This window comes from Pectobacterium aroidearum, from assembly GCF_015689195.1.
Classification (GTDB): Bacteria; Pseudomonadota; Gammaproteobacteria; order Enterobacterales; family Enterobacteriaceae; genus Pectobacterium; species Pectobacterium aroidearum.
The window spans coordinates 3,383,804-3,409,588 of record NZ_CP065044.1 but is presented as its reverse complement, the minus strand read 5'-3'; the positions used below and the strand labels follow the sequence as shown (position 1 = coordinate 3,409,588).

The 25,785-nt window shown below is 51.8% G+C and carries 19 protein-coding genes, 1 tRNA gene and 1 pseudogene; 5 read left to right on the top strand and 16 right to left on the bottom strand.

All coding sequences use genetic code 11. The features are described from left to right. Positions 1 to 38 precede the first annotated feature (38 nt). Together I2D83_RS15255 and I2D83_RS15250 are read right to left on the bottom strand one after the other, a co-directional pair. Positions 39 to 1,502 (bottom strand): glycoside hydrolase family 1 protein, encoded by a 1,464-nt coding sequence (locus I2D83_RS15255; protein ID WP_205946850.1) that lies wholly within the window; start codon positions 1,500 to 1,502, stop codon positions 39 to 41. Next, positions 1,502 to 3,373 carry a beta-glucoside-specific PTS transporter subunit IIABC gene (locus I2D83_RS15250; RefSeq protein WP_205946849.1) on the bottom strand — a complete coding sequence of 624 codons (1,872 nt, stop codon included), beginning with the start codon at positions 3,371 to 3,373 and terminating at the stop codon, positions 1,502 to 1,504. Before I2D83_RS15250 ends, I2D83_RS15255 begins: the two co-directional genes overlap by 1 nt. 439 nt (positions 3,374 to 3,812) lie before the next feature. Between I2D83_RS15250 and I2D83_RS15245 the strand changes: the two genes are divergently transcribed. Further along, positions 3,813 to 4,859 carry a sensor domain-containing diguanylate cyclase gene (locus tag I2D83_RS15245; protein ID WP_205946848.1) on the top strand — a complete coding sequence of 349 codons (1,047 nt, stop codon included), beginning with the start codon at positions 3,813 to 3,815 and terminating at the stop codon, positions 4,857 to 4,859. Between the two features lie 29 nt (positions 4,860 to 4,888). On the opposite strand, the gene I2D83_RS15240 is transcribed toward I2D83_RS15245, so the two are convergent. From I2D83_RS15240 to I2D83_RS15225, 4 genes are all read right to left on the bottom strand, one after another. Next, entirely contained in the window at positions 4,889 to 5,695 is an 807-nt protein-coding gene (locus tag I2D83_RS15240) for a hypothetical protein (protein ID WP_194429863.1), read from the bottom strand. A gap of 107 nt (positions 5,696 to 5,802) precedes the next feature. Next, positions 5,803 to 6,255, bottom strand: coding sequence for a hypothetical protein (locus I2D83_RS15235; RefSeq protein ID WP_205946847.1), 453 nt, complete (start codon positions 6,253 to 6,255; stop codon positions 5,803 to 5,805). 585 nt (positions 6,256 to 6,840) lie between these two features. Further along, on the bottom strand, positions 6,841 to 7,179 hold the full coding sequence (locus I2D83_RS15230) for a DUF1869 domain-containing protein (RefSeq protein WP_205946846.1): 339 nt from the start codon (positions 7,177 to 7,179) through the stop codon (positions 6,841 to 6,843). A 10-nt stretch (positions 7,180 to 7,189) separates the two neighbouring features. Then, positions 7,190 to 7,522: a TehB family protein gene (locus I2D83_RS15225; RefSeq protein ID WP_015839628.1), complete on the bottom strand. Its 333-nt coding sequence runs from the start codon at positions 7,520 to 7,522 to the stop codon at positions 7,190 to 7,192. 381 nt (positions 7,523 to 7,903) lie between these two features. Here I2D83_RS15225 and I2D83_RS15220 point away from each other — a divergent pair, with 381 nt between their 5' ends. Then, positions 7,904 to 8,494 carry a flavin reductase family protein gene (locus tag I2D83_RS15220; RefSeq protein WP_205946845.1) on the top strand — a complete coding sequence of 197 codons (591 nt, stop codon included), beginning with the start codon at positions 7,904 to 7,906 and terminating at the stop codon, positions 8,492 to 8,494. A gap of 2 nt (positions 8,495 to 8,496) precedes the next feature. Here the strand turns inward: I2D83_RS15220 and I2D83_RS15215 are convergent, their stop codons facing one another. Beyond that, positions 8,497 to 9,441 carry a LysR family transcriptional regulator gene (locus tag I2D83_RS15215; RefSeq protein ID WP_181844472.1) on the bottom strand — a complete coding sequence of 315 codons (945 nt, stop codon included), beginning with the start codon at positions 9,439 to 9,441 and terminating at the stop codon, positions 8,497 to 8,499. 141 nt (positions 9,442 to 9,582) lie between these two features. Here I2D83_RS15215 and I2D83_RS15210 point away from each other — a divergent pair, with 141 nt between their 5' ends. The 3 genes and pseudogenes from I2D83_RS15210 to I2D83_RS15200 form a co-directional block, all read left to right on the top strand. Next, positions 9,583 to 9,972, top strand: coding sequence for a RidA family protein (locus I2D83_RS15210; RefSeq protein ID WP_180777250.1), 390 nt, complete (start codon positions 9,583 to 9,585; stop codon positions 9,970 to 9,972). 148 nt (positions 9,973 to 10,120) lie between these two features. Next, positions 10,121 to 11,080 carry a quinone oxidoreductase family protein gene (locus I2D83_RS15205; RefSeq protein WP_205946844.1) on the top strand — a complete coding sequence of 320 codons (960 nt, stop codon included), beginning with the start codon at positions 10,121 to 10,123 and terminating at the stop codon, positions 11,078 to 11,080. 243 nt (positions 11,081 to 11,323) lie between these two features. Further along, positions 11,324 to 11,584, top strand: a pseudogene (locus I2D83_RS15200) (integrase core domain-containing protein); the annotation flags it as partial. A 186-nt stretch (positions 11,585 to 11,770) separates the two neighbouring features. On the opposite strand, the gene I2D83_RS15195 reads toward I2D83_RS15200, so the two are convergent. From I2D83_RS15195 to I2D83_RS15155, 9 genes are all read right to left on the bottom strand, one after another. Then, positions 11,771 to 11,846, bottom strand: a tRNA-Asn gene (locus I2D83_RS15195). Between the two features lie 142 nt (positions 11,847 to 11,988). Further along, on the bottom strand, positions 11,989 to 13,251 hold the full coding sequence (locus I2D83_RS15190) for an MFS transporter (protein ID WP_205946843.1): 1,263 nt from the start codon (positions 13,249 to 13,251) through the stop codon (positions 11,989 to 11,991). A 299-nt stretch (positions 13,252 to 13,550) separates the two neighbouring features. Next, complete coding sequence (locus tag I2D83_RS15185; protein WP_205946842.1) at positions 13,551 to 16,682, bottom strand: beta-galactosidase; 3,132 nt, start codon at positions 16,680 to 16,682, stop codon at positions 13,551 to 13,553. Between the two features lie 312 nt (positions 16,683 to 16,994). Beyond that, complete coding sequence (locus I2D83_RS15180) at positions 16,995 to 18,071, bottom strand: LacI family DNA-binding transcriptional regulator (RefSeq protein WP_181844470.1); 1,077 nt, start codon at positions 18,069 to 18,071, stop codon at positions 16,995 to 16,997. Positions 18,072 to 18,260: 189 nt separating this feature from the next. After that, the gene (gene fbpC / locus I2D83_RS15175; RefSeq protein ID WP_181829482.1) at positions 18,261 to 19,319 is read right to left on the bottom strand and encodes a ferric ABC transporter ATP-binding protein; all 1,059 of its coding nucleotides are present in this window, start codon (positions 19,317 to 19,319) and stop codon (positions 18,261 to 18,263) included. Between the two features lie 5 nt (positions 19,320 to 19,324). Next, entirely contained in the window at positions 19,325 to 21,403 is a 2,079-nt protein-coding gene (locus tag I2D83_RS15170) for an ABC transporter permease (RefSeq protein ID WP_205946841.1), read from the bottom strand. 177 nt (positions 21,404 to 21,580) lie between these two features. Beyond that, complete coding sequence (locus tag I2D83_RS15165) at positions 21,581 to 22,615, bottom strand: ABC transporter substrate-binding protein (RefSeq protein ID WP_180777217.1); 1,035 nt, start codon at positions 22,613 to 22,615, stop codon at positions 21,581 to 21,583. 160 nt (positions 22,616 to 22,775) lie between these two features. Next, complete coding sequence (uhpC, locus tag I2D83_RS15160; RefSeq protein WP_015839640.1) at positions 22,776 to 24,116, bottom strand: MFS transporter family glucose-6-phosphate receptor UhpC; 1,341 nt, start codon at positions 24,114 to 24,116, stop codon at positions 22,776 to 22,778. 89 nt (positions 24,117 to 24,205) lie between these two features. After that, positions 24,206 to 25,783, bottom strand: coding sequence for an MASE1 domain-containing sensor histidine kinase (locus I2D83_RS15155; RefSeq protein WP_205946840.1), 1,578 nt, complete (start codon positions 25,781 to 25,783; stop codon positions 24,206 to 24,208). Positions 25,784 to 25,785 lie beyond the last annotated feature (2 nt).

Below are 25,785 nucleotides of genomic sequence, written 5' to 3'. Positions count from 1 at the left end.
CGCGACAGCTCTCTGCAACGACACATACGGTCTGCCTGTTAGGTGAGGTCGGCGCCATTTGTCGCAATCACCTTCTGATACCAGTAGAACGAATCCTTTCTCAGACGCGCCAGTGAGCCGTTGCCTTCGTCATCCTGATCGACATAGATAAACCCATAGCGTTTCGACATCTGTGAGGTGCCCGCGCTGATGATGTCAATCGCTCCCCAACTGGTGAACCCCATCAGTTCAACGCCTTCACCAATCGCTTCACGCATTTGCTCGAAATGTGAACGGAAGTAGTCAACGCGGTAAGAATCGTGGATTTTACCGTTCTCGACAACGTCTTTCGCGCCCAGGCCATTTTCAACAATAAACAGCGGCTTCTGGTAGCGATCGTAAAGTTCCAGCAGGGAGATTTTTAGCCCGATAGGGTCGATCTGCCATCCCCAGTCTGAGGCTGGCAGATACGGATTTTTCACGCCCAGAACGGTATTTCCTGGGATTCTTTCGGCGTCCGGCTGCGTAGATTCGGTGAGCGACATGTAATAGCTGAACGACACAAAATCCACGGTGTGCTGCTTGAGAATAGCCAGATCGTCGGGCTGCATGGTGATATGGATACCGCGTCGTTCAAGGTCGCGCTTGATGAGCGGCGGATATTCACCGAACACCTGCACATCGGCATAGAAATAGTTTTCGAGGTTCTTTTTCAGCGCAGCTTCGACGTCTTCTGGACGGCAGGAGTGAGGATAGGTCGTCAGTTTGGTCAACATACAACCCACCTGGCTGCCGGGGATTTTTTTATGGCAGTCGCGGGTGACGATGGCCGAGGCCACAAACTGGTGGTGCAGCCCCTGATAAATATCCTGTTTGGCCTGTCCCGAAGCGCTTTTCTCTTCACGAATACCCGCTGTGGTAAACGGGTGGCGATGGATACTGTCGATCTCGTTAAAGGTCAGCCAGTAGCGAACGAGATCTTTATAACGATCGAAGCAGACATTGCTGAAGCGCACGAAGGCATCCAGCACGTTACGGTGCACCCAACCATTGTATTTCTCACTCAGCGCCAGCGGCATTTCATAATGTGAAAGCGTCACCAGCGGCTCGATGCCGTGTTTGCGCATCTCGCGGAACAGAGCGTCGTAAAACTGCAAACCGGCTTCATTCGGTTCGCTGTCTTCTCCGGTTGGAAAGATGCGCGACCAGGCAATAGAAACGCGCAGCACCTTAAAGCCCATTTCGGCAAACAGCGCCAGATCGCCTTGGTAGCGGTGGTAGAAATCGATTCCGCGCCGTTTGGGATAGAAAGCATCATTTTTGCCGTTGAACGCATCGGCAACGTTGTCGTCCGTTAGCGCCATGTGGGCATGGTAATTTTTCAGATCGAGATTCGGTTTCCAGGTAATGGCGTCCGCGACCGACGGGCCCTTGCCGTCTTCATTCCATGCGCCTTCGGCCTGATTGGCGGCAATCGCGCCGCCCCATAAAAAGTGTTCCGGGAATGCGATATTTTTATCCATTACACAGACTCCTTTAAGGTCATGATGATGGTGTGGGGAGAGAGGACGGCATCAGTAGCTTCCGGTATCACGCGGAAGCGCTCGCTGTTGGTGATAACCATCATGACAACGGGATCGTAACCCGCGGCGATGAGGCTATCGAGGTCAAATTCAACGAGGACATCGCCGGTATTAACCTGTTGACCAGCTGTGACTTTTGGCTGAAAGCCCTGACCGTTGAGTTTGATGGTATCGATGCCGATATGAAAAATCAGTTCGGCACCGCTGTCGGTGAGCATACTGACGGCATGGCCCGTTTCAAATACGTTCTCAATCGTGCCGCTCGCCGGGGCGTAGAGCACGCCTTTTTCGGGGATGATGGCAACGCCATCCCCCATGATACGTTTGGAGAAAATTTCATCGTTTACGCTTTCCAGCGGGATCACTTTTCCTTCAATCGGGCTGGCGAACTGGCACTCAGCGATAGTGCGATGGGCTTCTTCTTCCTCTACCGCAGCGACGGGTTTTTCTTCCCGCCAGAGGAACAGCGCGGAGAGAAAGGCGATGGCAAAAGAGAGCGCCGCCCCGGCGATGGCATAGACGATATTCCAGCTATTTTCCGGCGAGACAAACATGGAGATGCTAGCCAGACCGGGACCAACCAGCGCAAAGGCTTCAATCGCCATCCAGCCGATAAACGCGCCGCCGACCAGGCTACCTGCCAGCACGCTGTAGAGTGCTTTTTTATTCAGCAGCGTGATCCCGTATAGCGCGGGTTCAGTAATGCCGAACAGGGCGGAAATACCCGCTGAAAGCGCCGTCGATTTTAACGTTTTGTCTTTGCTTTTGAGGGCTATCGCCATACAGGCACCGGATTCGGCAATGTTGTGTGCGAGTGATGCGGGTAGGTAAAGCATTTCCTTACCAAATTGACTCATGGAGGAAACAGCATAGGGCAGCATTGGTTTATGCATCCCCGATGCCACCATGAATGGTAGCGCGGCAGCGAGCAACGCCGTCGCCACAAAGCCCAATTTGCTGTACAGCCAGAGGATCGCCGTCGCCAGACCTGCGCCGAGTTCATAACCGAGCGGGCCAAGAACCAGCAATGTGACGGGAACGGTGACCAGCAGCGAGAGCATGGGCGACAGGAAAATACGTAGAGCGCTCGGCGAGTAGCGGTTGAAGATCTTTTCGGTTTGCGCATAGAAAATAACGCACAGAATCGCCGGGAAAACCTGCGAGGCGTAGGCGACATTTTTCAGATCGAGAGAGAGAAATACCGCGCCTTCCGCCAGCTGTTTAGACATGGCAGGCAACACCATGACAGAGACGGCGGAAACGGCGACCAGCACATTGACTTTCAGCTTCATCGCGGTGGTGATTCCCACCAGAATCGGCAGAAAATAGAGCGGTGCGGAGCCGATGTTATCCAGCACTTTGTAGGTTGAGCTGTCTTTGGTGAGCCAGCCGAGCAGATCCAGCAGCAGTAACAGCGATTTGAGCACGCCGCCGCCAGCAATCGCAGGAACCAGAGGCTGAAAAACGCTGATGATAAAGTCGATAACAAAAGCCGTGCGGTTGGCTTTTGCCGGCACGGTGCGATCCGTTTTCTTACGGCCTGCGGCGAGGTTCTGCACCGCGTCATACACCTGCATTACTTCGCTGCCGATGATCACCTGACACTGGACGTTGACCCGAACGCCCAGCACGCCCGGCACCTTTTCCAGTTCGCGCAGGTTCACCTGACTATTGTCATAAAGGCTCAGCCGTAGCCGCGTAGAGCAGTGTTCAATGTGCTCAATGTTATCAATCCCGCCGACGAATGTGATGATTTTTTCCGCGGTGGTGGCATAGGCTGTCGCGTTATTATCTGCTGCTGTTTGGCTCATACGACGCTTCCCCTGATCCAGAAACGAAAAAAGACCTGAAGCTCCTCCCACGGTGTTGAGTGGGATAGCTTCAGGTCTTGCCTAGAAAACTAGTTACACGCCTGTGCTGCTGTTGTAAGTCCTTGTATGCAGGAAAGTCAAACAGATCGTGCAGCCTTGATGGGTAAGTGTGATGACAATAGCAGAACCGAAGGGGGAGCATGACGGGGGTGATGTATTTCGGGCATGTTGAATAAAATATGGCGTTTTTTAACCGATGATAAACCACGGGACGAGGTAAACTCGCAAAGCGCAAGTGGGCGGACGAGAGGCGAAAAGCAAGTATGATTTCTATAGTATGGCGAAATCATCAGTTTGCATGGATGATAGATTGATGTACGCCCTGTGTTATGTATCTTTTTGTTTTTATGTATAAATAAACTCGATGGAATCGATTTTTATGACTGATAATTTGCTTTCTCACCTCTCGAACGCATTACGTTCAGAGGATACCTTCGAGGGGCTCGTTCGCCAGTTATTAGTCATGCTGGAACTGGTCACCGATCTGGAATCGACTTACCTAACGCAGGTTGACACCGAAGCGGGTTTCCAAAATATCCTGTTTGCTCACAACACGAAAACGCTCAATATTCCTGAAGGTGCTTCGGTGCCGTGGCATGACACGCTGTGCAAACGGGCGTTGGATGAAGGGCAAAGTTACACGCCTAATGTGGCTGAATGCTGGGGAGATTCGGAGACGGCGAAAGCGTTGGGCATCATCACCTATGCCAGTACACCGGTACGCATGGAAGATGGGCAGTTGTATGGCACACTCTGTGCCGCAAGCTCCGATCATAAGCCGCTGACGACTAAGGGTGAACAAATCCTGAGTTTATTCGCGCAGCTTATTGCTCAGCAAGTGCAGAAAGAGTGGCTGGTGCAGCAGTTAACAGCCGCAAATGTCGCGTTACATGAATATTCTTATACCGATTCACTAACCGGATTGCTTAACCGCCGAGGCGTATTTTATTCGCTGGAAGCACTGTTTTCTCAGGCAAAGAATGACCACCAGCAGGCGCTTATTGTGTTCATTGATCTCGACGGCTTTAAGAAAATTAACGACCAGTTCAGTCATGAAGCGGGTGATATCTTCTTACAAGAAGTGGGGCAGCGTTTGCTCATGTGGGGAAACCCAGGCGATGTTGTCGGACGTCTCGGTGGTGATGAGTTTGTTTTTGCCCGTATGATAAACGTTGCGCCGGGAGAGAACGAGCGTGTGATGGCTTCCTTCAGAGATGACATTACGCCCTTGTTACAGGGGAATTATTCTCTCGGTACGGTCAGTATTGACTATTTGGGTGCCAGCATCGGGATCGCCACGGCAGACCCTTCCGTCGAGGAGCCTGATGGCGTGATCCGCCGGGCTGATGCTGCAATGTACGCCAATAAAGTCACGCGCAAAAAAGATGAAGCCCGCGCTTTTGACGTCATCACAGCACAATCGTAAATGCCTGTGCAGAGGTCATCATCTGCTTATCAGGCATCTTTGGTGGTATCCAGAGTGAGTTTGCCATCTTCTAAGTGAAGTTTGGTGGGGGAAAGGAGTTCAAACAGGCGGTTGAACGGATCGGCGTCTTTGCCTGATTCCCCAGTCATAAAGTTGAAGTCCATTTCTATCAGGTACTTCAGACGTGCTACATAGCCTTCCGGTGCCTGTGCTTGTTCGATTAATGGCAGGCTCTCATGGTGATCTAACACCATCTTGAAAAATTCGGTTTGCTTAAACTCGCCGCGATTCCACTCCAGTTTACTTTGTGCCATGGCCATCGTGCGCCACACTTGCTCTTGGTCATAAGCCTCGCTCCAGGCCGCACGCCGCTCATTCACCGTAAAGGTTCCGCTGTCGTCATAGGTAATCAGCGCCAGCTGTTCACGAGACAGACCTTTGAAGGGGTTACTTCCTTGACCATTGGTATACGCTGTAGCTTGTTTCGCTCTGGCTAATCGCTCGGGGTCATCGCTATTGGGGACTTCCGCATCGTGCGCTTTCTTACCGCTGACATAGCCCATGCCGACCAGTTCATCATCCACGTTTCTGGCTCTGGTCGCCAATGTACTGCGGTCGCTTTTAGCATCTCTGGCTTCGGCCCTGACGGCGGCGTCGCTGAGCTGTTTTGCCAGCGTTGTAATGCCGCTATTCTTTTTATTTGAATAACCATCAGACGCCGTAGACGCGGACTGCGTGCCTTCAGATACGTTTTCCTGCTTTTTTATCGAGCGACTGTCATTGGTGGACTGCGCATCTGCCACAGTACTTTTTGAAAGGCCATTGAAGTTAATCATTCGTTCTTCTCACTCGTTGTGATTCAGGGATAAGTAACGACTCATGCTGCTTATCCCTATTCATAAAAAATGCTTGAGTGGTTGCTCAGCTATTTTTAGTACGGGTGTTATCGCATGGTAATTTCTACATCTGAGTCGTGAGTATTGACGTTGGCATACGTCACTCTTAGGTTGCAGCGTGCGCCGTTGCTAGGCGTGGTGCTTTTAGTCCATTGGGGGATTTTATTTCCCAACACATACTTCACAGTATACGTCATATCAAACTGGCAAACTTTGGCCCCAACTTTGTAACGAACATGCATTGAACCAACGTCACTGATTGGATTGGAGATCGTATATTGATCTGAATCCCCAGACTTAACGCTTTCTTTTGGCTTCGGTGAAGCATTCGTCTGTGAGAAAATTTCCGCTGTTGTAGTCGGAGAAAAAACAGCGGCAGGGGCGGAGGATGCGCCAAGATTCTTAAAGGTGACATTGAATTTCGGACCCGCATTAGCAGCTGCTGATGCAAAAAGGGCTGTCATTAACAGTGAGGACAACAGGATATTGCTTGATTTCATTTGAAAAAACTCCATGTATTTTCATCTGCGACCACAGTCTTTTTATTCTTTCTAACCGACTACGCGGAATACAACGCTGTGTGCTGTAGCCATAAACGCAGGCAGACCGCGTGATTTGATAATAAATCGGCATTATATAAAAAATGTTTAAGTATTTATGGTTATGTTAATAACACCTTATAGGTTTTTGAATTATATTTTCTTTTTTCGCTTATTTTGTTCACAATAATAATTATCGTGGTAATTATTATTGTGAATATCTCTATTTGCGGGGTGGGGGTATGCGTCTGGCTACCAGTTTCGCTTACTGAATGAGATAATCAATTAATACTAACGTGACTGTACTTTTCAGGGTAGTGAGCGACACAGATAAAAAGAGTAATCATGTTGATGGTTGCAGTCGATAAGCCTGCGCTGCGGCGTGAATGACTGTTTTTAGTAATTGGAGAGTAGGGGCAGGGGCGCTTGTTAAGTCAAAAGACATCCAGCGCCTGTTTTTTAATGAGTACGGGTACTAAAGGTAACGCTTAAATTATTCGAACTGTGAAATAATCAGCAGCTTGAATAGTGTGGAGATCTATTGTTTTACCAGCCGCAAACGTTAGTCTCTTCATCTGCATCGTAACCACGTACGATATTAACCAGTTCTTTTACCGCTTCAGCCGAAATTGTCTTATCTTTTAATTTTTCGACCGTAGAGAGAGCTTTATCAACGGACACACCGTTATTATTATTCGTAACCGTCAGCAGAAAACCTTTTTTATTTTCGCTGGTTGACGACAGTTCGTTGAATAATTCTATAACTGCGCCTGCGGCGAAATCAGGCACATAAAAAGCCATCGGTTTGAGATAAACTTTCTCTGCCTTTTCCTTATTGTCACGGTTCAATAGTGTTAATGAATATCCTTTATTTTCACTTGTCATTATGTTTACCTCAACCTTCTATCAGAATTTTTGGATCGACATAAAAATCTACGTTGAATAGCGTATCATCGGATAACGCTTCGATTCTGTGCCATTTTTCTGGCGGAAATACGCCAAATTGTCCGGCTTCAATAGTCAGCGTTTCGACGGGGTCAGGGCTGGTCTCATCGGCGTAACCATAATAACGAATTGTCCCTTGCATCACGCACAAGCGTGGGTAAACGCCTTGTCGTGTCCCTGCATCCAAATGACGCTGCCAGATAGACGCCGGTGCCGTTTCCTTTGTCCAAAAAGGCGTGGTACGAGTATGAACATAATTCGCGGGTATAACGATTCGTTCCATGTTTAAACCTCATGTTTTACCCAGCCACATGACGTGGTGGGAAGGAAAAATCATATAGTGCATATCATATACCTCTTTTGATGTTTGTGAATTACTTTCTGCTCATTAATTTTTTATAATGCCGAAAAAGTTTGCGGAAAGGCCGTATTATCAGGGAGAAACGTTTCTCCCTTTGATTATTTACCTCACCTGATTAGAGGAGGTAAAAACTAACATCAAGGAATAGTTACATTAAGTTATTTTTTTGATATTCCCCTTATTAGGGATATTAAATGTAAAAATCACCCTAGCTGGTACTCAATTAGGGTTATTGTTAAAAATAAATCAAAAGAGTAAAAATGAAAAAATATAACGCCACTCGATGATGAGGTCTGAACTAAAATGAAAAAGAACGTAAAAATCAGTTCATTTTATTATGGTTTCCCGGTTTTCCTTGTTACAACGACGGATAATAGCAACGGAAATATCAATGTTGCTTCTGTATCGTCGTCAATTTCTCTCGGCGATAAAATTATTATCGGTGTCACCAAAGGAAGTAAGACCTGTAGTAATTTATTATCCGGGTCTGATGTTGTGATTAATATTCCTGATTATAAACTTTGGGAGAAAGTTGAAGATCTCGGTAAGTTGACCGGGAGCGATACGCTATCTGAGGGGCAGATTAAATGGGGCGTTCAGGTATGCCACGATAAATTCTCCAAAGTCGGCCTTCACACTGAATCTTCTCGCGATATTACGCCGCCTCGGGTGATTGAATGTCCTATTCAGGCGGAATGTAAAACCGTCAGCACGACGGACAAAGGGCGTTTTATTCTCGTTGAACTGGATATTGTCAATGTCTGGATGGATAGCGAGCTATTAGGAGCGAATGATGTTGTCGATTCGTCAAAATGGAAGCCTTTGATCTACAACTTCCGCGAATATGATACCACGGGTGATGCATTAGGCTTTAACTTTAAATACGGCCATTAATATTACGGAGACAACGCAGCGGCATTATTTTCAGGAGGCAGCGTTGTCTCATGCTGCTGCATCAATTCAACGATCCAATCAATAAAAACTCGCAGCTTGGCGTTGACATGGCGGTTCGGCGGAAATGCCAGGTGCAGGGGCATTGGATTAATACGCCACTGTTCAAATAGCGGAATCAAGGCGCCACAAGCTTGATGTGCTGCCGCCATATAGACTGGCAGCGCAATCACACCTAATCCAGCTAGCCCAGCTTCGAGGTAAGCATTGCCATCATCCACGGCAAGCACATAGCTGCTCTTGATTTCAATATGTTCACTCTCACCGTGCAGTACCAGAGAATCAATCTTGCCGGTGCGTGAGGACAAGAATCCCACGATGCGATGGTCAGTGTTTTCCAGCTCTCGCGGATGCGCAGGAACGCCAAGGCGTTCCACATAACTGGGGGCGACGTAGACGCCGATTTGCAAATCGCCGACATGGCGCGCGATCAGGGACTGGTCGTTGATTTCGCCACCGCGCAGGACGCAATCCACGTTGTCGCCGATCAGATCCACCACCCGGTCACTCACGCCCATGTCGAACTGGATATCAGGGTAGCGTGCGTGGAAAGCCGGTAGTGCTGGCACGAGCACAAGGCGGGCCAGCGGACTGGGCACATCCACCCGTAGCCGCCCCTTGGGCGTAATCGCCGCACTGGACAGGCTGTTTTCAGCATCCTCCATGTCTGCCAGCAGGCGGATGACGCGTTCGTAGTAGACCGCGCCATCGGGAGTCACACCGAGCTTGCGGGTGGTGCGATGGAGCAACTTGACGCGCAGGCGCGCTTCCAACTGCTGAATGAGTTGCGTCACCGTGGTTTTGCTCATATGCAGCGTTTGGGCAGCCTTTGTGAAGCTACCTGCCTCCACCACGCGAGCAAAGGCGCGCATCGCATCGAAACGATCCATTCCTTCTCCTCTCTTTTCACCAATTGTTTGGATTTTACAAACAATGATGGACAAAGTCGCTTGTTTATCCGCCCGATCTAGCACCTGTAAAGTGTCTTTATGTTCACCGGGCAGATTTCGCCCCATTGCAAAGGTACAAACATGACAGCACGCGAAGCAGTTTTTCCCTTCGGTCGGCAGGCGCTCTATGAGCGCAATCGTTATTCACCAGCCATCAAATCCAACGGTTTCTTGTTCGTTTCGGGGCAGGTTGGTAGCAGAGAGGATGGTTCGCCTGAACAGGATCTAAAAGCGCAGGTCAGGCTGGCATTCGATAACCTTAATGCTGTTCTCACGGCTGCGGGCTGCACGTTCGGTGACGTAGTTGACGTTACCCTCTTTGTCGTCGATCCCGAGTCAAACCTCGACGCTATCTGGAGTATCCTGCCAGAATATTGGGGGGAAGCGCCTTACCCTACGTTGACAGGGATCGGCGTGACGTGGCTTTACGGATTCAAATTTGAGATTAAGGTGATTGCCAGGCTGCCCTAAGCATTACAGGCCTTTCCGCCAGTCGAAAATTCAATAGGGCAGCCCGCGCTGCCTGTAGAGGCAACAGAGAGATTTCTGACGTGCGATATGCCGGAGCGGGGGAGTTTGCCAGACTGGTCTGGATTTACTGATGAGACAGAGGAAATTTATGAAAGCAGCGGTTTATGACGTGGAAGGCGCTCCCAGCGTCCTGAAATATGTCGATATCCCAGAGCCGGTCACAGGGCCTGACGACATCCTGATTTCTGTCGAGGCTATCTCGATTGAAGGTGGAGATCTGATCAACCGCCGTTCAACTCCGCCACCTCTTCCTTCATGGGTCCTCGGCTACGCGGCCGCGGGCACTGTTGTTGCAGTTGGATCGAACGTTCGTAGCCGTACGATTGGGGACAGAGTCGCTGCTTTTAACATGCAGGGATCGCATGCGGAACGTTGGGCTGTGCCCGCAGAACGAACCTGGCTTATACCAGATGGGGTGGATACGGCAGAAGCGGCGGTGTTACCGATTTCTTTTGGAACCGCATATCATTGCCTCTTCACTCGAGGCATGCTCCGGCGCGGAGAAACGGTTCTTATTCAGGCAGCCGCTGGTGGCGTGGGGCTCGCGGCCGTTCAACTTGCTTCACAAGCAGGCGCGACGGTCATCGCCGTGGCAAGTGGAACGCAGCGAAGAAGCCGGTTGCTTGAACTTGGTGCCGATCATGTCGTGGATCGTGCAGAGAATAACGTCGTGGACAGTGTTCGGCAGTACACCCATGGCACCGGTGTTGACCTCGTCATCGATCCGGTGGGGACGACGTTGCCCGCTTCGCTTTCTGCGCTCGCTCCGGAAGGACGTCTCGTCTTCGTCGGTAATGCGGGCGGTGGTAGCCTGACTGTCGATTTGTGGCCGCCAATGCAGTCTAACCAGACACTCATGGGGGTATTCATGGGACCCCTTTTTGAAAGGCCCGAAGTTCGGGCAAGTGTGGACGACATGTTGCAGGTTGTAGCAGCAGGGCGCATCAGGGTTGTTATTGACCGCATCTTCCCCCTGGCCAATGCTGCCGCGGCCCACGAATTCGCTGAGACAGCGAAACCGCTTGGCCGCATCGTGATGAAGCCATGAGGCACGTTTGACCAGTATGGGTGCGCTGGGCTAATTACTTGGTTCTGGTGTCAAGGCGAAGTTCAGATGCCAGGGGTAGGGCAAAGCTGAAATGTCCGCTCTGAGCCAGGGGCGGTCATAATTTTCCATATCAACCACATTGTAACAGGTGAGACTCCGTACCCCATTGCATACAGTTTCTTTCTCCCACGTATTCAAGACACTCAGCACGGAACGTTGTCTTATCGCTCATTCTATCCCCTAGTAGAACGGCATTTAATCCAGCCGGGTAAGCCAACATAGAACGGATTTATTGAGAGTTTTAACGGTCGCTTTCGCGATGAATGCCTGAATGAGCACTGGTTCAGCGATATTGTCCATGCCAGAGAAATCATTAATGCCTGGCGGCAGGACTATAACGAGTGTCGGCCACATTCAGCACTGAATTATCAGGCGCCATTAGAGTTTGCAGCACGGTGGCGAAATGGGAAATTAGGCAGTAACAGAACAGATATTACTCACTGACAATGGTATCTAATACTGGGGTCACACCATTATCGAACCAGAAAGACCCTAAATCTGACTACCAACTTTTTCCGCTACGGGGTGAAAACGGGGGAGCATCGGGAACGCTTTGCGCGTGAATTTGTTGGATAGGCGCTGAAAAACGAAAATCCCGCTTAAGTTTCCTTAAGCGGGATTTTCTAAATATGGCTCCTCTGACTGGACTCGAACCAGTGACATACGGATTAACAGTCCGCCGTTCTACCGACTGAACTACAGAGGAATCGTGTGAACGGGGCGCATAATAACGGCGTGTGCCGCGCATGTCAAAGGCGTAAACCACAAAATTGCACTGTTCGGTGAGAGAATGTGCAATCTGCCGATATTTTTGGCAAATACCGGCATTTTATCGTGTCCTGCCATTGCTAGAGTGTATTCACTGGCGCTTTTTGTTTGTCGGAAAAGGCATATAACGGCCCTTTTCCCGACAGCGTGAATAGGGATACCGCCGTGAAGGAGAGGGCGATGCCGCCTAAAATCAGGTAAGTGCCATGAAAACCGATACTGTCATACATATTGCCAGCAAAGATAGACATGAAAATGATCGATATCTGTTTAAAGAAGCAGAAGCACACCAGATAAATCGTCGCGGAAAAGCGGACTTCAAAGATCGTGGTGATGTATTTGAAACAGCCGACAATCAGGAAAGGCACTTCAAACATGTGCAGCGTTTTCAGCACAATCACTTCCAGTACGGAACTGGCAAAAGCGGAGCCAATGATACGAACGGACATAATCGTCCCGGCGATGAGCAGGGCGTTTTTACCGCCGATACGGTTCACAATTAGCGGTGCAAAAAACATGATGGTGGCATTAAGCAATTCACCCAGCGTAGTGACGTAGCCAAATACTCTTGTGCCTTCCTGTCGGGTTTCGAAAAACGACGTGAAGAAGTTGGCAAACTGCTGATCGAACACATCATAGGTGCATGACACACCGACGACATAGAGGGTCAGGAACCAGATCTTACGTTCTTTTAACAGCTCGGCTGCCATTTTCAGGCTAAAGGGTTTCTGGTTAGAGCCAACTTGATCGGCAACGAACGCGCTGGAAGAGACTTCCGGTTTTGCCAACAGCAGCAGGATGGCGAGGATGACGGCACACGCGGAACCAAGCCAGAAAACAAACTGATTATTGATGGTAAACATAATCCCGACGATAGACGCACAGAGCGCCCAGCCGAGGCAACCGAACAGGCGTGCACGGCCAAATTCAAACTGGCTGCGGCGGCTGACTTTCTCGATGTAGGCTTCAATTGCTGGTGCGCCACCGTTGTTGATAAATCCCAGGTAAATTCCGCCGACGATAGAACCTAAAACGATGTTGTATTTTAGCAATGGGCCAAAAACATAAATAAAGAATGGAGCAAAAAACACCAGCATAATGGTAATAATCCACAGCAGGTGTTTTCTCAATCCTAACTTATCGGATAATAGGCCAAATATAGGTTGAAATAGCAAAGCAAAAAAGGAGATGCAGGCGAAGATAATTCCCGTGTCGCTTTTACTTATTTGGTTGATATCGTGAAGCCAAATAGGGAAGAACGGGAAATAAGCCCCCATGATAAAGAAGTAGAAAAAGAAAAACAGGCCGAATATCCAGAAATTCTTATTATGTAGGTAGTACATGGCGCTTTCTCCGATATGCATTATATACCCGTCATACTTCAAGTTGCATGTGCGTTGGCCGCGTTCAGTCACCCGAATCACTTACCTGAGTAAGCTCATCGGGATTCCTTCTCTTGCCGCCTTCCTGAAACTCGAATTATTTAGGGTATACCCGTCATACCTCAAGCCACCTGTATGCAGCTCGAGTTATTTAGGGTATATAGCCGCGGCGCTTATTTTGGCGGCGGCGGGATACAACCAGGATAGAAAGAGGTAGATACCCGCTCTCTTTCGTTGCTTTTTAATACTGCTTTTTCATATCAATACGGTTGGTGATGTTGAAGCGCGACGCGGTAGTGATAATGTGTCGCCGTGAGTAAATCATCGCGATGAACGCTGGGGCTCCAGGAATCATCGCCGCCAATGCCCATATGGAAGCCATCCAGATTGAGCCAAACGCCTTCTTCCTTTTCTAATAAATGGTGGTGAGTACAGGTCATTAACTGTGTTAACCCATAACGACTTAACCCGAAGTGGAAATTTCCGGTGATTGTCCACTTGCCGTACGTTAGCGTGCGAGTGTTGCAGCGCAGTCCGTTTTCTGACGGGAAAATGTAGGGCGTATGAAGGTCATCCAGCGGCAGACTCCAGTGCCCATGCTGTGCAGCCAGCTGTCGGTCTGGGTAATTCTCATGTGGACCAAGCCCGACCCAACTGACCTGAGGTGCAACATCGGCTAACTGGCAGTGCAAGCCCACTCTGGCTAATGATGGGAGTACCGTCGCGACATCAACGTCGACATCAACAGTCATCACGCCGTGTACATCAATCTGCCAGCACTTTTTACTCCGTAGCAAGATTTGTCCGGCATGGCGGAATACATGCTCGGTAGTAACCTGCACGGCATCGTCGAGTTGGTCAGCCTGAATCGCTATACACTGTGTCTGCAATTGGTAAAGACCAGCAGATTTCCAGCGTTCGGCCCAGGCGCGCGGATCGATGCGATCAACCTCGCTGATACCGATGTCGTTATCCATCGGTGCCCGAACAAACTGATCTTGCAACGGGGTTAACAGCACTGGCGTGTCGGCTGTCCACCACTGTACCAGCCAGCCGCTCTGGCGGTTAAAGTGCCAGCGTTGTTCGCCCTGAACGATATCGAAGTGCGCATCGGACGATCGCAGTACGGGGCGTTGCTTCTGCCCGGAACTGACCGTATCGGGAAGATGAAGTGGTGCAGGGAGTTGCCATTGATCCCAGGCGCAACGGTGGTTTGCCTCTGACCAGGCGGTGGCTTTAGGCTGTACGACTTCAACATTGAGCCAAAGCTCCCCTGTGTGTTCGACGGCGGGAAGCGCCTCCAGTAGCGTGAGAGTCTGGGTGGACTGCGGCGCGAGCGTCAGCGGCTGCGAACCTTCTGCTAGCGTTTTATCGTCCAGCGTGATGCGCCAGTTCAACTGCTCATTGTCCGTATGGCGAAACAGGTATTCGCTGGTGACGTGAAGCTCACACGGTGACCCCGCCTGCCAGTCGAACTGAATATGCTGCTGTGCTCGCTGTGCTTCATATAGGCTGGGATGCGGGGTGCGATCGGGAAACAGCAAGCCGTCCAGACAGAACTGACGATCGTTAGGTGTGTCGCCAAAGTCTCCACCGTATGCCCAGTAGGCATTGCCTTGCTCGTCGTGGCGGGTCAGCGCCTGATCGACCCAATCCCAGATGAATCCGCCCTGTAACCGAGGGTATTGACGGAATGCCTGCCAGTAGCGGGCAAATCCCCCCAGACTGTTGCCCATCGCGTGTGCGTACTCGCAAAGGATAAGTGGCCGATGTTCGTCCGGCATGCTGACCCATTTGGTGATCGACCATTTGGGCACGCTGGGGAAGGGCTGATCTTCATCGACGCGGGCGTACATGGGGCACACAATGTCGGTCGCACGACTGTTCGCGCCGCCGCCTTCGTAATGCACGGGACGCGTCGGATCGTGACGCTTGATCCATTGATAGAGTGCGTCATGATTTGCGCCGTAACCGGACTCGTTCCCCAATGACCAGATAATAATGCAGGGATGATTGCGGTCGCGTTGTACCATCCTCGATACGCGTTCGCTGTAGGCAGGTAGCCAGACGGGATCGTCTGACAGACGATTCATCGGCTGCATGCCATGCGTCTCAATGTTCGCCTCATCCACAACATACAGGCCGTAGCGATCGCACAGCCGATACCACAGCGGATGGTTGGGGTAATGTGAGCAACGCACGGCGTTAAAATTATGCTGTTTCATCAGCATAATATCGCGCCGCATTGTGTCTTCATCCATGACCTGACCATGCTGCGGATGATGCTCATGGCGGTTAACGCCACGAATCAGTAGCGGTTGACCGTTCAGCAGCAGCAGACCGTTGCGGATTTCAACTTTTCTGAAACCGACATCATAGGCTTCTGCTTCTACGAGCTCGCCTTCCGCTGTTTCCAATGAAATAACCGTGCGGTACAGGTGCGGCAGTTCGGCGCTCCACAGATCGGGCTGTGGCACGTCAATACGGAGAAAAGCCTTATCGTGGTAAGCACCGCGTTCATCGACAATATCGCTGCCGAACGCCTGTCGTGTGTCACCGATGAGTTTATTACCACGCCAAAGTTGTGCACGGACGTGATGGCTTTTGGATTCCGCTTCGGTGAGCGTTGCCCTCACTTGAATCTCCAGCGTACCGTGGCGGAAATCGGCGCTGAGCGGCGTAGTCAGTTGGATATCGCTGAGGTGAACCGTGGGTTTATGCAGAAGCGTGACATCGCGGAAAATACCGCTCATACGCCACATATCCTGATCTTCCAGATAGCTGCCGTCAGACCAGCGTAACACCATGACGGCCAGCCGATTCTCTCCGGTTGTCAGATAGCGCCCGATATCAAACTCTGCAGGCAGGCGACTATCCTGCGAATATCCTACCCAGTGACCGTTACACCAGAGGTAAAACGCGGAGTTAACACCGTCAAAGATAATCCGGGTTTGCCCGTTGCTGATCCAGTCATGATTGATCTTAAAAGTGAGCGAGTAACAACCGGTGGGATTGTCTTTCGGCACATAAGGTGGATTGACGGGGATCGGGTATTTTACGTTGGTATAAATCGGAGCGTCATAGCCCTGTAATTGCCAATTGGAAGGCACTGGGATGGTATCGGCATCGGGCAGATCCTGCTGTAACCAGCTTTCCGGCACCGCTTCCGGGCGAGTGAAATAGCTAAACGTCCATTCGCCATTCAGGCGGCGTAGCCGCTGAGAAGGTTCATCCTGCTGTGCGGCAGCTACGCTGCGCCAGCTGTTAAACGGCGGATGTGCAGGAAGCCTCTGGTAGTGAGTACAAGTTGGGTTTTCCCAATCGCGTCGGGAAAGGATTTCTTGCAACGTGGCGCGATGGCGTACGGGATGCGGCAAAACGGTATCGCTCATGATGGCTTGGCTCCTGAACGTTTTGAGGCTGTCATTGTGATGGGAGTTTAAATTGTTATCCGCTCACAATTTGTGTTGCTCATAACATATCGACTCGTCAGGGCGAGTAAAGTGGCGCGTGACAATAAAGTGGAAGCGATCACAAAGATCGTTTGTAAAAAGAATGAGAGAACATCGAATCTGGAAAGCGCTACGCAACAATTCAATCAGGGGTGACAAATAATTTATTGTTTATCATGTTATTTGTTAAGGTTTTGGCACTGGGGATGAAAAAGGTACTGTGGTGTAAAGGGTTACAAATAGTGTAAAGGGTTAAAGCCTCTGGAGCTGGCGTGTAATGTCCAGCAGATTTTTGGTGAGTTCTTGCAGGGAAGCGTGTGTCGATGAATGTACAGCGGTGCTATGGCGTACGATCAGTTCGGTGGGTAACAGTAGTGACGTACTCTGGGTAGGGGCGCGCAGCGTAGTGAGCAAGCGGGTGACGCCTTCTTTACCTAAGAGCCTGAAATCCTGGCGAATGGTTGTCAGTGGCGGAGTGTAATACGCGCTGTCCTGAGTATCGTCAAAACCGATCACCGACATCTGTTCCGGCACGCGAAGGCCATACTCATGCAGCGCGCGCAGAACGCCAAGTGCCATTTGATCGTTCGCTACAACAATGGCGGATACGCGCAAAGATTGCCCCAGCAGTGCCAGCGTCTGGTGGTAACCGGAAGCAGCGCTCCAGTCGCCATGCAGCACCGAAGCGGGAGAAAGTTGCTGTTTTTCCAGCTCGGCTAGCCAGCCTTCATAACGCAGTCGGGCGGAAATCGAGGTCATTGGCCCCGTCAGCAGGGCGATATGCTGGTGCCCCAGTTGCACGAGATGCGTGATAGCCAAACGTGCGCCGTGATCGGGATCGAACATGACGTTGAGTATGTCGGTATGCGGATCGGCATCCATAAACAGGACGGGCGTATCGGCACAGGTCTGGCTAATGTGTGCGACATCATCCGATGAGAGTGGGACATTCACGATAACACCGCTGACCCGCTGAGAAAGCAGGTCGTTAACGGCGTTATTGCAGGTGTTGACATCCGGGCTGCTCAGCATGGACATCACGATGTTAATACCTAACTGGCTGGCGGTACTTTTGATCGCCGCAGCAATTTGGGAAGGGGCGTGCAGTGAAAGATCGGTGGTGACGAGTCCCAGCGTAGTGATGGTTTTCCCTGCCAACTGCTGTGCGACGCGGTTAGGCGTGTAGTTTAGCGCCGCCATCGCTTCTTCTACTTTAGTGCGAGTGCGAGATGACACATGAGGTGCCTGATTCAGCACGCGGGAAACTGTCTGATAGGAAACCCCGGCATACTCGGCGACATCATTTAGTGTTATGGGTTTCTGTTTCATAGCGGCTATTCCGTGCGTGAAAGAGCATCATCATAACAAATCGCGTGGGTAATCCGTAACAGGCGTATGTATCTCGGCGCAATCGAAGCAGGCAGAAAAAAGAGCAGGCGTTTGTCGGCGTTTTTAGATGGTTGTAAAAAGTAAAACCGGGAGCAGGTGCTCCCGGTTTGGCGGAGGGTTACCCGTTGCTTACTGCTCGGACAGTACAAACATGCCGTAAGGGTGAATTTGCAGATAGTAACTGTCGCCTGGATTCGGCTGAAGCTGGGTCGCGTTAACCTGCAACAGCATCGACTGTCCGTGCCAGTCTACCTGCACTTCGTACTGCGGCCCCATGTAGGCGACCTGTGTGATCGTGCAGCGCTGGCTTTCTTCGCCTTGATGGCTGAGTGTAATGGCTTCCGGGCGAATACCAACGGTCGATTCGCTTAATCCGGCAGCAAAACCCTGCGGACGCGGAATGAGGTAGCCATAGATGTTCACGCTGTCTGCCGTAAAGGTCGCCGGGAAGATATTAGCATCTCCCATAAAGCTGGCCATGAAGCGGGAAGCCGGCTGGCGATAGAGCTCCTGCGGCGCGCCCAACTGCATGATTTTGCCTTTGTTCATGACCAGAACCATGTCCGACACCGCAAAGGCTTCACTCTGATCGTGCGTCACATACAGCGAGGTGATATTGAACTGCTGCTGAAGCTCGCGGATTTTCTCACGCATACTGCGGCGCAGGTTAGCGTCGAGGTTACTCAGTGGCTCATCGAACAGCAGGACTTTAGGTTTGAGGATCAGCGCTCGCGCCAGCGCGACACGCTGCTGCTGTCCGCCGGAAATCTGGTCGACGTAGCGATCTTCAAACCCTTCCAGATCCACCAGCGCCAGCGCTTCTTTTACTCGCTGATTGATTTCCGCCTTTGGACGACCAAGCATTTTCAGGCCATAACCAATGTTTTCTCCCAGCGACATGTGTGGGAAGAGGGCGTAAGACTGGAACACCATGCAGATATCACGCTGTTGAATGGAGCGCTCGGTGACGTCTTCGCCGTCGATGAAAATCTGGCCTTCCGTCGGTTTTTCCAAACCGGCAACTGCACGGAGTACCGTGGTTTTACCGCAGCCAGATGGCCCCAGCAGCGTGACCATTTTTCCCTGTGGGATCGCCAGATTCAAATCATCAATGACGGTGTTGTTGCCGAAACGTTTAGTGACGTGCTTCAGTTCAACAAAGTTTTTTTCAGTATTCAAGGTAATCACTCCGCTTAGTCACTATTCTTGGCTTTTGAACGGGAAACCCGCGCTTCACCGACCAGATAATCGAACAGGAAAATAATGGCCAGCATGACCACAATCAGGATGGAACCGTAGGCAATCGCCATACCGTATTCGCCGTCTTCCACGCGGTTAAGAATGTAAGACGTGGCGACGCGGGTATCTGGCGTAACCAGGAAGATAATGGCGCTGACGGTGGTAATAGCGCGCACGAAGCTGTAAATCAGCGCGGACAAAATGGCCGGACGTAACAGCGGGAGCAGAATATAGAACACCGTACGCATCGAACCTGCCCGCAGACTGAGCGACGCCTCGTCCAGCGATTTATCCAACTGCCCCAGTCCGGCGATACCGGCACGGATACCAACGGGTACGTTACGCATCACCATCGACATGATGACGATCACTGCCGTTCCCGTTAGGTAAACCGGCGCGCTGTTAAAGGCCAGAATATAAGACACACCGGCAACGGTGCCCGGCACCGCAAAGCACAGCATGGTGGTGAACTCGATGGCTTTCTTACCGTAGAACTGCTGGCGTACCACGATGTAGGCGATAAGCAGTCCAAACAGTGCCGTAATCGGTGCTGCGATGCCCGCGAACAGCAGCGTATCCAGCAGGGAAGGCCAGGCGCCGTCGCTAAAGCCTTGTCCGAACAACTTGCTGAAGTTTGCCAACGTCAGGGTGTAATCCACGCCCCAGTTAACCGTAAAGCTGCCGTAGAAAATGCTGCCGTACAGCAGGACGTTAAAGGCAATCCAGACATAGAGCAGGATGCTGACGATCCACACCAGCGAAACGGGCAGCGGTTGCACATCGCCACGGTAGGATTTACCGGAAATCGTGACGTAGGAACGTTTGCCGATCCACAGATATTGCACGCAGAACACCGCCAGTGAGAACAGCAGCAGGACAACGCCGAGCGTACTGGCTGACTGATAATCCAGCTGTGCGCCAGTGATGTAGAAGTAAATCTGGGTGGCGAGTACGTCGAAGTTGCCGCCCAGCACCAGCGGGTTACTGAAATCGGCCAGCGACTGGACGATTACGATCAGGAACGAGTTAGCCAACGCGGGTTTCAACAGGGGCAGGAAAACCCGTTGAAAGGTTTGATAGCGGTTGGCACGCAGCGTGTATGACGCCTCTTCCAGCGACGGATGAATCGTCTTCATCGCGCCTTCCAGAATCATGAACGACATCGGCGTAAAGGCGAGCACCTGTGCCAGCCAGATACCGGTAAACCCATACAGCCAGTTGGTGTTCGTCAGGCCGAACCAGGCTACCATCAGCTCGGTGACATAACCGGAGCGACCCATCATCAGCGTTACGCCTAACCCGACGACAAACGGCGGGGTAACGATAGGTAGAATGGAGAAAATGCGGCCGATAATCGCGGAGCGACGGGCGATGCGCGAAGTGTAAATGGCCAGCACCATACCGAAGAAGGTACAGCCGATACCAACGGCAACCGACAGCAGGAATGAGTTCCAGATCACGCGTAAAATGTGCGTCTGACCCAGAATCTGCATAAACGCGAGCGGCGCGAATTCACCGCTGTCGTTGGTGAACATGGGAATAAAGATGGCAATGCTGGGGTAAAGGATAAACACGCCAATCAGCGCGATGATGCTGATGAGCGAGCCGATGACGAAGCGATCGCCACCCAGCCAGTCAAGCCTAGAGAGCGCCAGCGTAATAATCGCACTCAGTGCGACAAACAGGGCGATCGTGCCATAGCCCATTCCGCGTCCTTCGAGCGTGGCACTGGTGACCACGAAAAGCGCGCAGAACAAGGCATACGCCGCATCAAAACGGTGGCGACCGCGTTGTTCCCGGCCGGGTGTAAACAGCGGACGCGCCAGCAGTCCCAGCGGGAGCAGGAACCAAAGCAGGCTGATATTCAGGTTCGACCAGCTGTAAGCGGCCAGCAGTTCATCGCGTGAGGCATCCAGCAGGCCGTAATCCAGGCTCCACGCTGGCAGCAGCAAGAATGTTGCCGCAATCAGCGCCAGCCACAGGAATATAGGATCCCGCTTAGGCGTCGGTGAAAGCGTTCGTGTGTGTGACATAAGGTTCCCTGGTGCTTTATAGCGTTGTTTTATAAGATTGAATCGTCACAGGTATTGGTTGGTGAATAATATTGAGTAATGGTTAATCAGCGATGCTGAGAACACGGCGTTAAGCGAAATGCGAGCAAGCTGCTGCCGTGTTCCCGTTATTTTTCAATCAAAGTCAATAATTGGAGCTTATTGGCCCATTTTGACTTCGTTAACCCACTTGGAAATCAGGTCCTTACGCACGTCTGCCGCACCGTATTTGTCCATGTCGTAGTTGATCAGTTTCAGATCCTGCAATTTCAGCGACAGTGGGGACGCCTCGGCGGTGGTGTTAGTCAGAATCTGGTAGGACTGGCCTTTCTTCCAGGAGAGTTCCTGTGCTTCTTTCGACAGCGCCCAGTCAACGAACAGTTTGGCGTTATCCATATTGCGCGCGCCTTTCAGGATGCTGACGCCGCCAATTTCATAGCCGGTACCTTCACACGGGGAGATCAGCGTCAGCGGTGCGCCTTTCTCTTTTTCCAGCGAGTAGTCGTGCAGGAAGCCGATGCCGATAGCGGTTTCGCCACGTGCGGCGTTACGTGCCGGGGCAATACCGGATTTGGTGTACTGCGACACGTTGGCATTCAGTTTTTTCAGATAATCAAAGGCCTGATCCTGACCCCAAAGCTGGGAGAAAGTGGCCAGCGCGGTATAGGCTGTGCCGGAGCTTTGTGGGTCGGCAATCTGGATTTCGCCTTTGTAGACCGGGTTGGTCAGATCTTTCCAGCACTGTGGAACCGGCAGATTTTTCTCTTTCAGGCGATCGGTGTTGACGCCAAAGCCAAGGATGCCGACGTAAACAGCAGACGAGTAGTTGCCTTTACGTTTAGCGGGGTCGCGGAATTGCGGCATGATCTGATCGAGGTTTTTAGACTGATAGGGTTCCAGCAGATCCATTTCGCCAGCCTGAGATTGCGGATCCAGCGTGCCGCCGTACCAGACGTCAGCCTGCGGGTTTTTCTTCTCTGCATCGACTTTCGCCAGCGTGCTGCCGGAACCGTTGCGGATGAAGGAGGTTTTAACGTTGTGTTTTTCACCGAAGGCCTTGGCTTCTTCCTCGCAGAAGGCGTTGGTGGCGCTACAGTAAATGACCAGACGCCCTTCGGCACGTGCGGTGGTGGTGGTAACGGCAGCAACGGTCAGTCCAGCGGCGATGAGGGTAGTTAAGGTACTCAGTTTCATGATGTTTTCCTTAGTATATCCCCGTCATACTTCAAGTTGCATGTGCGTTGGCTTTCCTCGCTCACCCCAGTCACTTACCTGAGTAAGCTCCTGGGGATTCGCTGTGTCGCCGCCTTCCTGAAACTCGAATTATTTAGGGTATAGTTATCGATTGTTACTGCTATTTTGATGTCATCAAACGTTCCCGGCGGCTGACACCTGCCATCAGCAGCGGCATCAATAACAGTCCGATGCAGGCTGAAGCCAACGCCAGCAGAGTAAAAAATCCCGACCATCCGTAGTGTTGCAGCACCTGTGCCAGCGGCCAGCCTGCCAACGCCGCCCCCAGATAGGCGAACAACGCCAGAAAACCTGTCACCGTGCCTGCGGCATCCTTATGGCTGTATTCCGTCGCAGCCAGACCGATCAACATCTGTGGTCCAAAAACAAAAAAACCGATACTGAAGAAACAGGCCGCGAGCAGCGAATAGTGATGAATTGGTGCCAGCCACAGCGCGGTCATGGTTAAAAACAGCCCGAGGGCAAACAGCAAAATCATCGGTGCGCGCTGACCACGAAACAGCAGGTCCGACCCCCAACCGGCAAACAGCGCCCCCAGCAATCCACCCAGTTCAAACAGCGACAGCGTGGCGTTCGCGCTGAGGAGGTTGAAGCCGTGGCTCTCCGACAGCCAGATGTTTCCCCAGTCATTCAGTGCGATACGAATCAGGTACACCAGAATGTAGGAGAACCCGAGCAGCCAGATGGTGCGGTTACGCAGAATCGCATCACGCAAAATCTGGCGCATTGGCATCGGCGGACTCTGCTGCTCCTGACGAATCTCCAGCGCATCGCGCCGCCACTGGCCGACACTGGGCAAACCTTGTTGCTGGGGTTTATCGCACAGCTGCCAGCACAGCCACAGACCAATCACAATGCCGATGATGCCCGGCACCAGCAGCGCTGCCTGCCATCCCCATTCGGAGGCCAGATAGCCTGCGAGCAGGGGAACCGCTGCACCGCCAATATTGATCGACGTATTCCAGCATCCCCACCAGAGACCGCGCTCATTGCGCGAATACCAACTGCTCAGCAGTCTGGCGCAAGGGGGCCAACCCCATCCCTGAAAGAACCCGTTCAGCGCCCAGACAATCAGTAACCCGGTGAGCGACTGGCAGTACATGAACAGAATGTTCAGCACCCCGGTAATCATCAGCCCGACACCCATAAACCAGCGCACCTGACTGCGATCGCACACGATGCCGGAAATAAACTTGGAGGCGCCGTAACAGAGATAAAACAGCGTCCCCAGCAGACCGATATCGCCTTTGCTTAACCCTAATTCCAACTGCATCACCGGCATGACAAAGTTGATGCTTTTGCGCGTCAGGTAGAACGTGGCGTACCCGATGACCATGGAAATCAGCAACCGCGGCCGCCAGTAGCGATAGCGCTGGCTGATTTGTGTGGGTGAAAGCTGTCCCGTTGAGTCCTGTCCCGTAGAAAACATGGGTGCCTGCATGGGGTTCTCCGTCGCGTTGAGAGAAGAGTAGGGGGGTGTGAATCAAAAAGGATGAGACAAGGTTTTAGGTGACTAGGAATAATTCCTAGCTAATCGTCTTTTTGTTTAAATTTTGTGGGCAGGTTAACAATTATGTGCGTGCCACGCGGCGCGGTGGATTCACTGTGGGTTGCGGCCTTCACCAGCCAATTGCCACCCAGCGCCTGAACGCGCTCCTCGATGCCCCGCAGGCCGAAACCGCCACTCGTGGGATTGGTCCTGTCTTTTTGTGCAATGCCCACGCCGTTATCAATGACATCGAGCGTAATCATGTCATCCTGCTGCGAAAGCCGAACCATAATCTGCGTAGCGCTGGCGTGTTTGTTGATGTTATTCAGCAGTTCCTGCACCAGCCGGTAAAGAGTGAATACCACCACGTCATCATGCGGGGGCGTGGGGAGCTGATAATCCAACTGAAACTGAATACCGCGCGCAGCGAAGGCGAACTCATCCGCCAGATGATGCAGCGCTTTATCCAACACCATCTCATCCAGTACCGGTGGGCGTAGTTGGCGTAGAAGCTGGCGCGTGGTGTGGTGAATGCGTCGCGACAGCTCGCTGATTTGTCCGGCCGCGTGCTGGGCGGCATCGGCAGGTGCACTGTGTTTTACCAGCATGGCCTGAATCTGAATCGCGGTGATGTTTTGGCCGATGTCATCATGCAGCTCGCGCGCGATGTCTTTGCGTACGGCCTCTTCGGTATGAATAATGCGCTCCATGAGCCGCCGTCGGGTTTTCAACTCCTGCTCCAACTGCTGGCGATAGCGCTGTAGCCGCTGTGCCAGCTGTTGCTGGCGGCTGATAGCGATCCCCAGCCCAATACCAAGCAGCGCCTGTGTGGAGAGAAAAAGCTCCAGCTCGCGCAGATCGTCGAACGCGCCGCTCACCTGACGCGTGACGGCAATCATCAGGCTGCCGAGTACGGCGGAGAGCACGCCGCCTTGCCAGCCGAATTTATACGCCATCACCACGTTGGGCAGAAAAACGAAGATCAGCAGCAGACGTTCCATTTCGGGTGTGAACGCCATTTGCAGACAAACGCCGATAGAAAAAAACAGCGAACACCAAATCAGCAGTGAGGTACGCAGCGGCGGATCGGGGATCTCCTGTGCCAGCAGCGTCTGCAAATGCTGCTGCTTGATGTATTCGTACAGCAGATAGATGAACGGAATCAGCAGGACGCCACCGGTAAACGTGGCCAGCAGCGTCTGTGTCAGCTGCGAATGCAACCAGGGGCCAATGGCGATGCCGTGCAGAATCGTGTTGAGCGTCAGCGCCGCCAGCAATAGCAGCAGGCGTTGCCAATAAAGTGTATGGCGATGCCAAATTTTGTGCGTGATGATGGCCGGAATCAGGCTGAGGAACGGGGAAAGCAGTAGCAGTGAACGCGTCATGAGCTGCTCGCTGATAAGCCAGCTCTGGATAGCGATTTCGGAAAGCAGTAAGGTCGGCCAGTATTTGCGCGGCAGCAAAATCATCAACGCCAGCCGTAATCCTTGCGGTAACAACAGCGCTGCCTGCTGGCCGTTGTTGCTTAAATAGAAACTGATGGTCCACAGCGCCAGCCAGGTCAGGCTGTAGAAAAAGGCCAAAAACAGCGTCATACCGATGACGTGCAGGCGGCGCATGG